This window comes from Rhodococcus sp. DK176 (genome assembly GCF_038447315.2).
Taxonomy (GTDB): Bacteria; Actinomycetota; Actinomycetes; order Mycobacteriales; family Mycobacteriaceae; genus Rhodococcus_F; species Rhodococcus_F jostii_A.
In genome coordinates, this window is the sequence record NZ_CP118321.2 from 991,151 (window position 1) to 1,004,677 (window position 13,527).

Consider the following 13,527-nt stretch of genomic DNA (forward strand, 5'->3'; position numbering starts at 1 on the left):
ACCGGGATGGTGTTCAGTCGATCCTCTCGTCCGTCCGGCCGTGTCACTCGCCCCGCGCAACGTCCGGTCGTGGTGGGGCCGGTACGCGTGCGACGGCGTCCGCGGTCAGACTTCCCAGGTACAGCCACCCGTCGTGCTCCCGCACACCTGTGACGGGGGAATAGCTGCCCTTGCCTCCGCGCAGGCTGTGCACGATCTCGCCGCGGTGATCGAGGGCGATCACCCAGCCGGCGTGCTCCGGATTCGGTTGCACGGCCTCCGGCAGGTTCGCCGCGACGATCCGCAGCGTCGGGTACGGCGCGAGCAGGTCGAGCAACCGCATCCGCGGGCTGTAGAGCGCCACCCAGAACAGGCCGTCCCGTGTCTGACACGTCATGTTGTCCGGTATGCCGGGCAGATTCGCGGCCCACACCGACGCCGCACCCTGCGACGGGCCGGTCAGGTCGACGCGGGAGATCTGGTACGAGCCGGTCTCGGCGACGAGAACGAACGACTCGTCCGAGGCCAGTCCCACGCCGTTGGCGAACTGCAGCCCCTCGGCCAGGAGGTCGGTCTCCCCCGTCCGCGGGTCCAGACGCAGCAGGCGGCCGGTCCCGCGGTGCTCGAGAAGGTCGTAGCGGTGGTCGGCGATCGTGAAGTGCGCCGAGGAGTCGGTGAAGTACACGATGCCGTCCCTGCCGACCGCCGAGTTGTTGCACGCCACGAGCGGGCGCCCGGCCGCGGCGTCGGCGAGCACGTCGACGCGTCCCTGGTCGTCGACTCGCAGCACACCGCGCTCGGCGTCGCAGATCAGGAACCGGCCGTCGTCGAGTATCTCGACCCCGAGAGGCCGCCCGTGGGTGTTCGCGAGTTCGGTGGCGTGTCCGTGGCCGTCGAACCGCCAGATCCGGCCGTCGTTGCCTCCGGTGACCACCCGGCCGTCGTGATCGACGGCGACGTCCTCCGGGCCTTCTCCGGCGGGGAGCGTCCAGCGGTGCGCGTCGTCGAGCATCCCGTTCGGCGCGAGCACTCCCGTCGGTGGTGGTGGCGGCGGGGCGTGCCAGACGGTGGGGTCGACACCGGTGCGGTCGAGCTTGCGGGCGAGAGACTCGAAGAAGGTCACGAACTGTGAGATTAGTCGCGTCCCCCGCTGGACGTGGTTCCGCTAACGCCAGGCGAAGACCGGCTGGTCGAAACCGTCGATCCGCGTGTGCCTGCCGTGCAGTGCGACCTCCCGGAACTGGAACACGACCGCGCCGGTGGGGGCGTGCACGAGGTGACGGCGGAACGGCCATTGGATCACCGGTTTCGACGATTCGGGGATCTCGACGAACCGCGGCTCCGCGTCGATCTCGGGAACGCCCACCGAGAACACTTCCGCCACTTCCTCGCGATTGGGGACGAGCGACGTGATCGACTGGTCCGACCACACGACGAACGGGGTGATGACGTACCCGGAGCGGGTGACGTAGTCGTCGAGCCTGCCGAGCACCGCGGACGGCTCCACGTCGAGGCCGAGTTCCTCGTGCAGCTCGCGCCGGGCGGCGTCCTCGCCGGTCTCCCCCGGATCCACTCCGCCGCCGGGCAACGCGAACTGTCCCGGATGCGCGCGCATCTTGCTCGGGCGCATGGTCAGCGGAACGGCCTGACCGCCGGCGCCGTCGTTCATCACGGCGATCACTACCGCCGCGGACCGCCGATTCGTCGGGTCCACGATCCGTGGTTCGAAGCGTGCCAGCGCGTCGGCGAGCCGTTCCCTGCTCAGTGCGTGCCCATTCACCATCACCCGACAGTATCGCCAGTCGCGGCGAAACCCACGCTTCGATCCCCCCGCGTTTCAAACCCCGCGCCGGCCGTCAGCCGAGCAGTTGCTGCCTGATCTCGTTCTTGAGGACCTTCCCCAGTTTGGAACGCGGCAGATCGGGCCAGACCAGGATTTCCTTCGGGGTCTTCACGCTGCCGATGCGCGCTTTCACGAACGCCGTGAGTGCGTCGGCCTCGATCGGTGTTCCGGCTCGGGACTGGACGACGGCGACGACACGTTCACCCCATTTCTCGTCGGGGAGCCCGATCACCCCGCAGTCCTGGATTCCGGGGTACGCCATGAGCGCCTGTTCCACTTCGACGGAATAGACGTTGAATCCGCCGGTGATGATCATGTCCTTGGCCCGGTCGACGATGTACAGGAAGTTGTCGTCGTCGAGGTACCCGATGTCGCCCGTGTGATGCCAGCCGTGCGCCGACGCCTCCTGCGTCGCAACGGGATTCTTGTAGTACCCCGTCATGACGAGCGAGCTGCGCACGACCACTTCGCCTCGCTCACCGGAAGGCAGCAGCATCCCCTGCCCGTCCATGATGGCGACGGTGACCAGCGGGGAGGGCCTGCCTGCGGAGCTCAGCCGGGCGGTCGCCACCGAGCCGTCGGCGTGGAAATGGTCTTTCGGCGCCATCGTCGCGATCATCATCGGCGCCTCGCTCTGCCCGAACAGCTGGGCCATCACCGGCCCGATCCGGGTCAGCGCTTCTTCGAGCCGGGTCGGCGAGATCGGCGCCGCGCCGTACCAGAAGCATTGCAGCGAACTCAGGTCCGTCGTCGCCAGGTCTGCGTGGTCCAGCAGCATGTAGATCAGGGTCGGCGGAAGGAAGGTGTGGGTGACGCGGTCCCGGTCGATGTGCGCGAGGAACTGCCCCAGGTCGGGCGTGGGCATGATGACCACCTGTCCGCCGAGGGCGAGGATCGGGAAACACAGGACACCGGCCGCGTGCGTCAACGGCGCGAGGGCGAGGTAGACCGGCCTGCCGTCGAACGGGTAGCTCATCAGGGTCAGCGCAGACATCGTCTCGATGTTCCGGCCGGTGAGCATCACACCCTTCGGCCTCCCCGTCGTGCCGCCGGTGCCGACGATCAGCGCGAGATCGTCGACCGGCTCGACGTCGAGACGTTCGGTACCCAGCCAGTCGTCGAACGGGTGGGCGTACTCCTCATCGCCGTCGAGACACACGAGCGTCGTCAGCAGCGGCAACTGCCGACGGATCCGATCGACCAAGGGCGCGAACGCCTTCTGGAAGATCAGGCAGCGACAGTCGAAGAGGGCGAGCAGGTCCCGATTCTCCGCCGCCTCGTTCCGCGGGTTGATCGGGCACCACACCGCCCCCGCCCGGCTGATCCCGAAGACGCAGGAGAACGCAGTCGGATCGTTGCCGGACAGGACGGCCACCTTGTCGCCCGCGGCGATCCCCGACCGTGCCAGCGCGGCCGCGACGCGCCGGCTCAGGTCCTGGACATCGGCGTACGACAGCGTCCGGTCGCCCATCGTCAGGCACGGCGACGACGGACCGAGCGAGGCACCCTTGTCGAGGTAGTCGGTCAAGCGCATGGTGTGGTCCTCCTCGAAGTCGCGGCCGGGACGATCAGCTCTGCACGGTGAGAACCGGCTCCATCACGAGGCCGAAGCTCCGCAGGATTCCCAGGAGTTCGCGATGCCCGAACGCCTGGCACGCCGACGCGAGACCCGTCCGCTTCGGAGGCTGCTGCAACAGGGAGTACGCGGCGTACGCCTGCAGGAGACCCGTCTGCTTGTAGTTGCAGTTGCCGTGGATGACACAGTGCGCCCGCCCCAGCGGCCCCGACGCGTACACGGAGTCGAGCGATGTGTTGACCCGTGGGTTCTCCCGCGGCGGCATTCCCGCCTGCACGGAGCCGGCGATCTCCGCGAGCGCCGCGTCCTGCTCGTCCGCGGGAAGGGTCTTGATCTGTTCCTCGACCATCTTCTGCGTCGCGACGACACCCTCCATCACGGAACGGTCGAACACGCCGCCTGCCGCTTTCACGTTCGCCACCCGCGGATCGTCCTTGAACCACACGGGATGGCTGGTGCCGCCCCACGGCAGCGCGAGGGCCATCTGGTGCTGTCCCGGCACCACGACCTCGAACGTGGTACCGGGATCCCACTTCTCGTACCGGTTCTGTTCCAGGTAGTACCAGTCGGCTTTGAGGATCGTGAAGATCGTCTGCGTGGACGCGTAGGTGGGAAAACCCTTCCACAACACCAGGATGTCGAGAGTGTCCAATCCGGGCGTCTCCAGCGCGATGTTCGCGGCGATCTCGCCGGTGGTGTACATCTGCGCGACACCGGGTGACAGCAGCAGCCCTTTCTCCGCGAACTTCTCGCCGAACTTCGCCTGCACGTCCAGAACCCAGTCCTGTTCACCGGTCGTGTCGGTGTAGTGACAGCCCGCGGCGAGAGCCGCCTCGACGACGATGGCGCCGTGCTTGATGAACGGGCCGACCATGTTGCTGACAACCCTTGCGCCGCTGAACAATTCCGTCAGCGCCGGGACGGTGTGCTCGACCTCGACCACCTCGTGGTCGACGGTGTCCAGGCCGGGAATCCGGTCGAGCACTTCCTGGATCCGCTTCTTGTCCCGCCCCGCGGCGATGAACGGAATGTTGAACTCGCGCAGGTATTCACACACGAGGCGCCCGGTGTAACCGGAGACGCCGTAGACGATGACGGGCTTCTTGTCGGTCATGAGATGCCTTTCAGAATGTGGGAGAAGTTCGGGAGATCGGTCACATGCCCATGCCACCGTCGACCGGCAGGCCGATTCCGGTGACGAAGCGGGCGGCGTCGGAGGCCAGGAAGACGACGGTGTCGGCGATGTCCGCGACCTCGCCGAGTCGCCCGAGAGGCGTCAGGCCGATCACGTCGGCGACCGCGGCGTCGGCGCTGGGCCACAGTCCGAGCCGCTCCATGTCGGCGGCCAGCCCGAGTCCCATCTCCGTGGCGACCAGCCCGGGGTACACGCAGTTCACCCGGACGCCGTACCCGAGTTTGCCTGCCTCCTGGGCCGCGACCCGGGTCAGCCGGTCGACGGCCGACTTGGTGGCGGAGTAGCCGGCGATGCCCGGGAACGGGATGGTGGCGGCGACCGAGGAGACGTTGACGATCGCCCCGCCCGATCCCGCTGCGCCTCCGGGACGCATCGCGCGCAGACCGTGTTTCAGACCGAGCGCGACGCCGAGAATGTTGACCTCACACATCCGTCGGATGTCTGCGGGGTCGATGTCGACCACGAGCGACGAGATCTCGATGCCCGCGTTGTTGACGAGGAGGTCGAGTCCGCCGAGTTGCTCCACGGTGGCAGCGACGGCGCGCTCCCAGTTGCCGTCGTCGGTCACGTCGAGTTTCACGAATCCGGTGTCGACGCCGGTCTTCCCGACGGAATCGGCAGTCGCGCGCCCTTCCTCCTCGAGGACGTCGCCGATCACGACCGCCGCACCGGCGTCGGCGAGGGCGGCAGCCATACCGGCGCCCAACCCCTTCGCACCACCGGTGACCAGTGCTTTCCGTCCTGCAAGATCACTTACGCTCATTCCGACCTGCCTTCGTACGAGACGATTCGCGGAAACCACGTCACGAGACCGAGTCCGCAATGTGGTGTGGATCACAGCGTATTCGACTTTGGACGACTGTCAAGAATTCTCTTGACGACTGTCAAGTTTTTGTTACACAGTCGTCAAGGAACGCGGGCTAGACTGATGCTCACCGTGCTGGACCATGCGCCGAACAGGAAGAATGCCGTGACACCCGTCGCCGAGAAGAACGCCGATCGAGTCTCGCGCCGCCAGGTCGACAAGTTCGCCGAGCGCCGGGATCAGCTCGCCGAGGCCGCGTTGCAGACCCTCTCGGAACTCGGCTATGCCCGCACCAGCCTCCGGGAGATCGCCCAGAACTCCGAGTTCTCCCACGGCGTCCTGCACTACTACTTCAGCGACAAGGTCGATCTGATCACGCACTGCGTGCGGCACTACAAGGCCCGGTGCGTCACGCGATACGACGGCGTGGTCGCCACGGCGCAGACTCCCGAGGAGTTGAAGGCGGGATTCGGCCGGGTGCTGGGGGATTCCCTCCGCGACGAGGCCACCCTGCATCGCCTCTGGTATGACCTCCGCTCGCAGTCGCTGTTCGAGGAGTCGTTCCGCGCAGACGTCGCCGCGATCGACAAGAGTCTCGAAAACATGATCTGGCGCATCGTGTCCCGGTATGCGGAATTGGCGGGGCGCACGATCACCATCGCCCCGGCCACCATGTATGCGGTCCTCGACGGACTGTTCCAGCAGAGCCTCGCACGGTATCTGTCGGGCGACGACACCGCCGCGGACAGCCTCGCGGACAACGTCGGTCAGGTACTGGCGCTCGTCATTCCGGCACGGTAAGGCCGGTCACTTCTCCGCGGCAGCCTTGATCCGCTGCGCGAAATCGGGTGCGTCCTTCCGGGCCGCCCGAAGGGCAAGAGGTGCGATCAGCTTTCCTATTCCGTGCCCCTCCAGCACGTTGAAGATCGTCACCTTGGTGCCTGCGCCCGCGGGTTCGAGGTCGTAACCGCCCTCTTTCGCGGTGATGGAATTCTTCGAACGCTCCGCCCAGCGAATCTTCCGTGGCACCTCGAATTCGGTGATCTCGAACTCCCGCTTCGTGGTCATCCCGGCGTCCTTGACGGTGCTGACGAAGAGGGTGCCGACGCCCGGCGGACCATCCGTCTTCTTCACGATCTCCTGCACCCGGGGACTGAAGTCCCGGTCGTTGACCCCGGCGGCGAGGTACTCGAACACTTCCCCGATGGGGCGATTGATCACAACAGTGCCTTCGAACCGTCCAGCCATGCCAGCCTCCCGTTTCCGTGACCTGCCGGGTTCCGACAGTACTCGCGACGGTCCGGCGGCGCGGTCACATCGCCGCCGGACCGTCGGTCATAGAAGTGACGGCCGACAACGCGGCGTCTTCTGCAGGACTCCGAACACAGGAAGGCTCGAACATGGACATCACCTCGATCACCGACAGTTCCCGGGCCGGGCGATCGACCCCGGCACGCCCGTTTCTCTCCACCGCCCGCGGCACACTCACGCTGACGCTGTTGTGCGCTGTGGCATTTCTCGATTTCGTCGACGCATCCATCGTCAACATCGCCCTGCCCGACATGCGCAGCGACCTGGACATCTCGGTACAGGAACTGCAGTGGGTCCCGAGCGCCTACCTCCTCACCTACGGCGGTTTCATGCTGCTCGGCGGCCGCCTGGCCGACCTGCTCGGTCGCCGTCGCGTGCTCGTCACCGGCACCGTCGTGATCGGGCTGTCGTCGCTGATCGGCGGTTTCGCCGGAAACGCCGAGGTCTTGATCGGCGCACGACTCGCGCAGGGTGTCGGTGCGGCACTGATGCTTCCGGCCGCGCTGTCGATTCTGACGACGACCTTCGAGGAGGGCCCCGAACGGCATACCGCACTCGGTGTCTGGGCCGGGGTGGGCGGTCTCGCATCGGCTGTCGGTGTCTTTCTCGGCGGTGTGCTCACCGAGGGGCCGGGCTGGCGATGGGTGCTGTTCGTCAACCCTGTCGCGTGCGCGCTCGTGCTTCCGGCGGTCTTCGCGCTCATTCCCGGCGACCGGCGCCGCGCCCGGTTCGCAAACTTCGACGTCGCAGGCAGTGTGCTCGGCACCGGCGGGATGCTGTTGCTCGTCTACGCCCTGGTGGAGGCACCCGACCAGGGATGGGGCAGCGCCCGCACGATCGCCGGGTTCGCCGGTGCGTTCGTGCTGATCGTGGCGTTCGTGATCAACGAGCAGCACAGCCGGCACCCTCTCCTGCCGCTGTCGATCTTCCGCGTCAAGGGCCTTGCCGCCGCGAATGTCACAGGGCTGATCGCCTTTGCGGGTCTCATCGCGATGTTCTTCTTCCTGACTCTCTACATGCAGAACGTTCTCGGCTACTCCCCCATCCAGACCGGTGCGGCCTACCTCCCGCTCTGCCTGGGGGTCGGGGTCGCCGCCGGGGTGTGCTCCCAGTTGCTGACCCGGACCGGAACCCGTCCCGTCGTCGTCGTGGGAGCGCTGGTGGCCTCGGCCGGCCTGTACCTGCTGTCCCGGATCCCCGTCGACGGCTCCTACCTCAACGATCTGCTGCCCGGACTGATGATCGTGTCTTTCGGTCTCGGCGCCGTCTTCGTCGGCGTCACGACCGCGGCCAACGCCGGTGTGCCTGCCGGCGAGGCAGGGCTCGCGGCAGCGTTGTTGAACGCCTCCCAGCAGGTCGGCAGCGCACTCGGACTGGCGATCTTCGCCGCGATCGCCACCTCGCATTCCCAGCATCTGCTCGCGGCGAATTCGCCTGTGCCCGAGGCACTCACCTTCGGCTTCCAGCGAGCGCTGCTGACCGGCAGCATCTTCCTCGTCGCCGCGGCCGTGATCGGCCTGCGCACCGGCAACGCACACGGAGACGGCGAGCGCCGCACGAACTGACCCCCGGCGGGCTCGTCAGTCGAGGTTCTCGACGACGAGCCCGGCGAGGCGCTCACGGTCGGCGAGGATGTCGATCTCGACGATCTTCCCGCGCCGGATCGTGACGCCCATGACCGACAGCAACTGCCCGTCGGAGATCGCGACCACTCCGGCGGCACCGTTGACGAGCGCCGGATGCGCGAACCGAGCCAACCGGGCGAACCCGAGGACCCGGCCCGCGACGGTCGCCGAGCCGCGCACCATCGTGGAGGCGCCTGCAGGCACTGCTCCGGTATCGGCGCGGAGCACGACATCCGGGTCGAGCACCGCCACGAGGGCGTCGAAGTCGCCGCTCCTCGCGGCCGCCAGGAACGCGTCGACAACCGCACGCTGACGGACCGGATCGGTGTCGGGAACCGGGGCTCCCTGCAGACGCCGGCGTGCGCGACTGGCCAGTTGCCGGGCGGCCGCGGGTGTTCGCTCCACGATCGGGGCGATGTCCTCGAAGGGCACCGCGAACATGTCGTGGAGCACGAACGCCAGTCGCTCGGCGGGGGAAAGCGTGCCGAGAACGACGAGCAGTGCAAGACCCACCGAATCGGCCAGCACCGCCTCGTGTTCGGGGTCGCTGCCGTCTGCCCGGGTCACGATCGGGTCGGGGACCGCCGCGTCCAGTGGATCTTCCCGCCGTGTCCTGCGTGACTGCAGCATGTTCAGGCACACCCGCGCCACCACCGTGGTCAGCCAGCCGCCCAGGTTCTCGACGGTGTCGGCGTCGGTGCGGCTCAGTCGCAGCCAGGATTCCTGCACGGCGTCCTCGGCTTCGCTGAGCGAGCCGAGCATCCGGTAGGCCACTGCGCGCAGGTGCGTGCGATGGGCCTCGAACTGCTGCGCCAACACGTCGTTGTCGTTCATCGGTCACATCCCCTCAGTCTCGATCCGTCAACTGTGTGACCGGCGAAACGCTGCCGATGTGACGACGGCGCGTCGTCCGTGTCCCTCTGATGCGCGCAATGCATCCAGTTTCCCTGGTTCCGCTGTCCGATATCGCCGTGGTTAACTGAAATGACGCTCGCAGTCTCTGAAGGGCTGGACGGCATGTGGAAAGCGCAGCAGGTCGGACGTCTGTTTCTCGTCTCGGTACTCGCGGCACTGGCCGTGTGCGGGGTGAGCGCCACCGCGTCGGCGCATGCCCCGGCAGTCACCGGGAAGGTCGTCGCGCCGACACTGTCCCCCGCGAGCGGGCACGTCGTCGGCGTCGCGCATCCTGTCGTCGTCCGGTTCGCGTCACCGGTGCCCGATCGCGCGCTCGCCGAGCGTGGTGTCCGGATCACCCCGTCGAGGGCGGTGCCCGGGCAGTTCTCCTGGATCGACGACCGCACCGTGCAGTGGACTCCGGCGCACTTCTGGCCGGCCCACACCCGGGTGACCGTCGAGGCGGCGGGCGCGAGGTCGCAGTTCCAGGTGGGTGACGCACTCGTCGCCGTCGCGAACACGACGACGCACCAGTTCACGGTCAGCATCAACGATAAGGTCGTGCAGACCATGCCGGCGTCCATGGGCAAACCCGGATACGAAACACCGCTCGGGACGTTCCCCGTCATCGAGCAATTCCGCGACATGATCATGGATTCGTCGACGTACGGCGTCCCGATCGATGACGAGGAGGGCTACCGCCTCTACGTCGAGTACGCCACCCGCATCACGTGGGGTGGGATCTTCGTGCACGCCGCACCGTGGTCGGTGAACTCGCAGGGATTCGAGAACGTCAGCCACGGCTGCATCAATCTCAGCACCGAGAACGCGCGGTGGTTCTACGACAACGCCAAGATCGGCGACCCGGTCATCGTCACGGATTGAGTACCGGCCCCGAGACACAGAAAAGGCGGTTTCCCGTTTCCGGGAAACCGCCTTCGCTGATCATCTGGTCGGGCTGACAGGATTTGAACCTGCGACCACTTGACCCCCAGTCAAGTGCGCTACCAAGCTGCGCCACAGCCCGTCCACACCCTCGTTCAGGTGCTCGATGAGATTACATCAGGGGCAGTCCGTAACGCTAATCGCCTGGTCAGAGCGCATTCTGTCGGATCAACGATTCCGCCGCTCACGCTTTTCCCGCACCCGCACCGAGATGCGGACGGGGCTGCCGTCGAAATTGAACTCCTCGCGCAGACGCCGCTCCAGGAACCGGCGGTAGCCCGCCTCGAGGAACCCGGTCGTGAACAGCACGAACGTCGGCGGGCGTGTTCCGGCCTGCGTGGCGAACATCACGCGAGGCAGCCGACCACCACGCATCGGCGGCGGAGTGGCGGCAATGACTTCCTTGAGCCAGGTGTTGAGCCGGCCCGTGGGAATGCGTTTGTCCCAGGACTCCAGCGCGGTGTCCAGGGCGGGGACGAGCTTCTGCACCGCGCGCCCCGTCTGCGCCGAGATGTTGACGCGCTGCGCCCACGGCACCCGCACCAGGTCCCGGTCGACCTCTCGATCGAGCTGGAGGCGCCGGTCCTCGTCGACGAGATCCCACTTGTTGAACGCGATGACGAGGGCCCGGCCGGCGTCGGCCACCATGCTCAGCACGCGCAGGTCCTGCTCCGAGATCGGCTCGGACGCGTCGATCAGCAGAATCGCGACCTCGGCCGCCTCGATGGCGCTCTTCGTCCGCAGCGACGCGTAGAACTCGGCGCCGCTGGCGTGGCTGACCCGCTTGCGCAGACCGGCGGTGTCGACGAAACGCCACGGCCTGCCGCCGAGCTCCACGATCGAGTCGACCGGATCGACGGTGGTGCCCGCGACGTTGTGGACCACCGACCGCTCGTCGCCCGACAGCTTGTTCAGCAGGCTCGACTTCCCGACGTTCGGCTTCCCGACCAGAGCCACGCGTCGCGGCCCGCCGCCGGGGATGCCTTCACGCGGGGTCTCCGGGAGCGCGGCGAGCACCTCGTCGAGGAGATCACCGGTGCCGCGGCCGTGGGTCGCACTCACCGAGTGCGGCTGCCCGAGACCGAGCGACCACAGTGCGGCCACCTCGGATTCGGTGCGGCCGTCGTCCACCTTGTTGGCCACCAGCAGAACCGGGGTCTTGGACCGGCGCAGCACCTTGGCCACGGCCTCGTCCGTTGCGGTGGCGCCGACGACGGCGTCGACCACGAGGAGGATCGCGTCCGCGGTCTGCATCGCCAATTCCGCCTGACGGGCCACCGACTGCTGCAGGCCCTTGGCGTCGGGTTCCCAGCCGCCGGTGTCCTGCACCATGAAGCGGCGTCCACTCCAGTTCGCCTCGTAGGAGACGCGGTCCCGGGTGACACCGGGAATGTCCTCGACCACGGCTTCGCGTCGGCCGATGATCCGGTTGACGAGCGTCGACTTGCCGACGTTCGGGCGCCCGACCACTGCGAGGGTGGGAACCGGGACGTGGGACTCTCCGTCGCCACCGTCTTCGAGGTCCAGGACCTCCCAGTCGGATTCCTCACTCCAGGTGCCGTCGCCTGCGAACTCGGTGGTGAATTGTTCGGTCACTGCCCTGCTCCAGTTCTTTCGCTTACCACCAGCAGCAACCTGCCGATCACGTCGTCGATTCCGAGTTCGCTGGTGTCGACAAGCACGGAATCGTCGGCCGGCCGCAGCGGCGACACGGCGCGCGTGGAGTCGAGGTGGTCACGACGCTGCACGTCGGCCAGCACGGCCGCGTAGTCGTCGCCTCGCCCCTCCGCGAGATTCTGCGCATTCCTGCGCTGTGCCCGGGCTTCCGCCGAGGCGGTGAGGTAGATCTTCACGTCGGCGTCCGGGATGACGACGGTGCCGATGTCTCGGCCCTCGACGACGATCCGTTCGGCCTCGCCCGCGAGGCGACGCTGCGCCGCGACGAGCAGTTCACGCACGGCCGGTACGGCGGAGACCGCCGAGACGGCCTTGGTCACCGCGTCGCCGCGGATCTCCTCCCCCACGTCCTCCCCGTCGAGCAGGACCTGCTCACCCGCCGGGTCGGTGCCGATCGACCACGGCAGCCCGGCGGTCGCGTCGGCGATCGCGGCGGGATCGGTGAGGTCCACGCCCTTGCGCAGCGCATGCAGCGTCGCGATCCGGTACATGGCGCCGGTGTCGAGGTAGCGGGCGTCGAGCCGCTGCGCCAGCATCCGCGAGACGCTCGACTTCCCGGTTCCGGAGGGGCCGTCCATCGCGACGACCAGCTTCGAGGTACTCACAGGCCCACCGCCCCGTAGAGCCCGCCGACCTCGCCTCGACCGAGTACGCGGAGTGTGCCGGGACGCTGGTCGCCGAGAGCAACCGCGCCGATGTCCGTCCGGACGAGCCGGATGACGGGGTGTCCCACGGCGTCGAACAGGCGCCGCACGATGTGCTTGCGGCCTTCGTGCAGGGTGACGCGGACGAGCGACTTACCCTCGTTGATGTCGAGGAGCGTGAACGTGTCGACCTTCGCCGGTCCGTCGTCGAGCTCGACACCCTCCTTGAGCTTCTTTCCGACGCCGCGTTCGAGGGCACCCGAGACGGTCGCCAGGTACGTCTTCGATACCTCGAAGGACGGGTGCATCAGCCGATGCGCCAGGTCACCGTCGTTGGTGAGCAGCAGCAGCCCCTCGGTGTCGGCGTCCAGGCGACCGACGTGGAACAATCGCTGACCTGCGGCGACCCGCTCGGAGACGATGTCGCCGACGCACGGGCGACCCAGGTCGTCCGACATCGTCGACTGCCAGCCGCGGGGCTTGTTCAGCGCGAGGTGGACCAGGTCCTTCTGCACGACGACGCGGACACCGTCCACGCGCACCACCGCGTTCTCGGGGTCGATGCGCAGTCCCTGTTCGATGACGATGCGGCCGTCGACCTCGACGCGACCCTGCGAGATCAGTTCCTCGGCCGCACGGCGCGACGCGACACCGGCTTGGGCGAGAACCTTCTGCAGTCGCATGCCGTCGCCCTGCGGCGGGCCCGCGGGCCGATCGGCGGCGTCGGCGTACTGGTGCCGGGCCGGCTTGGCATTGCTGATCTTGGGCGCGTGGGCCTGGGCGCGCTGCGGCTTGGCCGACTTGGGCTTGCCGCGTTTGTTCTTCGCGGCCGCGGCGTCAGGCCTGGCCGGCTTCCCCTTGACGGCGTCCGACCTGGACGGACGCCGATCGGTCTCGGAGCGGCTCGGTCGCCCTCCGGCTTCCGATCTGTCCGAGCGACCCCCGGCCTCCGACCTGGTGGGGCGCTGCTTCTTGTTGTTGCGATCCGGTGTGCCATCTCGGCGAGCGGGTTTCTTCACTTTTGTACTATCCC

The 13,527-nt window shown here is 67.6% G+C and carries 12 protein-coding genes, 1 tRNA gene and 1 pseudogene; 3 read left to right on the forward strand and 11 right to left on the reverse strand.

Annotated elements, in window-relative coordinates; genetic code table 11:
* Nucleotides 1-43: 43 nt before the first annotated feature.
* From PSR88_RS04630 to PSR88_RS04650, 5 genes are all read right to left on the reverse strand, one after another.
* On the reverse strand, nt 44-1,102 hold the full coding sequence (locus PSR88_RS04630) for an SMP-30/gluconolactonase/LRE family protein (RefSeq protein ID WP_016880782.1): 1,059 nt from the start codon (nt 1,100-1,102) through the stop codon (nt 44-46).
* 42 nt (nt 1,103-1,144) lie between these two features.
* Nucleotides 1,145-1,762: an NUDIX hydrolase gene (locus tag PSR88_RS04635; RefSeq protein ID WP_011594120.1), complete on the reverse strand. Its 618-nt coding sequence runs from the start codon at nt 1,760-1,762 to the stop codon at nt 1,145-1,147.
* Between the two features lie 73 nt (nt 1,763-1,835).
* Complete coding sequence (locus tag PSR88_RS04640; protein ID WP_016880784.1) at nt 1,836-3,356, reverse strand: acyl-CoA synthetase; 1,521 nt, start codon at nt 3,354-3,356, stop codon at nt 1,836-1,838.
* Nucleotides 3,357-3,390: 34 nt separating this feature from the next.
* Nucleotides 3,391-4,512 (reverse strand): DUF5938 domain-containing protein, encoded by a 1,122-nt coding sequence (locus PSR88_RS04645; RefSeq protein ID WP_011594122.1) that lies wholly within the window; start codon nt 4,510-4,512, stop codon nt 3,391-3,393.
* A gap of 40 nt (nt 4,513-4,552) precedes the next feature.
* Nucleotides 4,553-5,356: an SDR family NAD(P)-dependent oxidoreductase gene (locus PSR88_RS04650; RefSeq protein WP_011594123.1), complete on the reverse strand. Its 804-nt coding sequence runs from the start codon at nt 5,354-5,356 to the stop codon at nt 4,553-4,555.
* A 207-nt stretch (nt 5,357-5,563) separates the two neighbouring features.
* On the opposite strand from PSR88_RS04650, the gene PSR88_RS04655 reads away from it, so the two are divergent.
* Nucleotides 5,564-6,199, forward strand: coding sequence for a TetR/AcrR family transcriptional regulator (locus tag PSR88_RS04655; protein ID WP_029538178.1), 636 nt, complete (start codon nt 5,564-5,566; stop codon nt 6,197-6,199).
* Nucleotides 6,200-6,205: 6 nt separating this feature from the next.
* On the opposite strand, the gene PSR88_RS04660 is transcribed toward PSR88_RS04655, so the two are convergent.
* Complete coding sequence (locus tag PSR88_RS04660; protein WP_009473587.1) at nt 6,206-6,646, reverse strand: SRPBCC family protein; 441 nt, start codon at nt 6,644-6,646, stop codon at nt 6,206-6,208.
* Nucleotides 6,647-6,798: 152 nt separating this feature from the next.
* Here PSR88_RS04660 and PSR88_RS04665 point away from each other — a divergent pair.
* A pseudogene (locus tag PSR88_RS04665) lies at nt 6,799-8,070 on the forward strand (MFS transporter); the annotation flags it as partial.
* Between the two features lie 219 nt (nt 8,071-8,289).
* Here PSR88_RS04665 and PSR88_RS04670 read toward each other — a convergent pair.
* Nucleotides 8,290-9,168 carry a sigma-70 family RNA polymerase sigma factor gene (locus PSR88_RS04670; RefSeq protein WP_016880787.1) on the reverse strand — a complete coding sequence of 293 codons (879 nt, stop codon included), beginning with the start codon at nt 9,166-9,168 and terminating at the stop codon, nt 8,290-8,292.
* A gap of 183 nt (nt 9,169-9,351) precedes the next feature.
* On the opposite strand from PSR88_RS04670, the gene PSR88_RS04675 reads away from it, so the two are divergent.
* Entirely contained in the window at nt 9,352-10,113 is a 762-nt protein-coding gene (locus tag PSR88_RS04675) for a L,D-transpeptidase family protein (RefSeq protein WP_029538181.1), read from the forward strand.
* 65 nt (nt 10,114-10,178) lie between these two features.
* Here PSR88_RS04675 and PSR88_RS04680 read toward each other — a convergent pair.
* The 4 genes from PSR88_RS04680 to PSR88_RS04695 form a co-directional block, all read right to left on the reverse strand.
* A tRNA-Pro gene (locus PSR88_RS04680) sits at nt 10,179-10,255 on the reverse strand.
* A gap of 86 nt (nt 10,256-10,341) precedes the next feature.
* Complete coding sequence (gene der, locus PSR88_RS04685; RefSeq protein ID WP_011594125.1) at nt 10,342-11,769, reverse strand: ribosome biogenesis GTPase Der; 1,428 nt, start codon at nt 11,767-11,769, stop codon at nt 10,342-10,344.
* Complete coding sequence (cmk, locus tag PSR88_RS04690; RefSeq protein WP_009473592.1) at nt 11,766-12,455, reverse strand: (d)CMP kinase; 690 nt, start codon at nt 12,453-12,455, stop codon at nt 11,766-11,768. Before cmk ends, der begins: the two co-directional genes overlap by 4 nt.
* A complete protein-coding gene (locus tag PSR88_RS04695) occupies nt 12,452-13,513 on the reverse strand; it encodes a pseudouridine synthase (RefSeq protein ID WP_009473593.1) in 1,062 nt (353 codons plus the stop codon). Before PSR88_RS04695 ends, cmk begins: the two co-directional genes overlap by 4 nt.
* Nucleotides 13,514-13,527 lie beyond the last annotated feature (14 nt).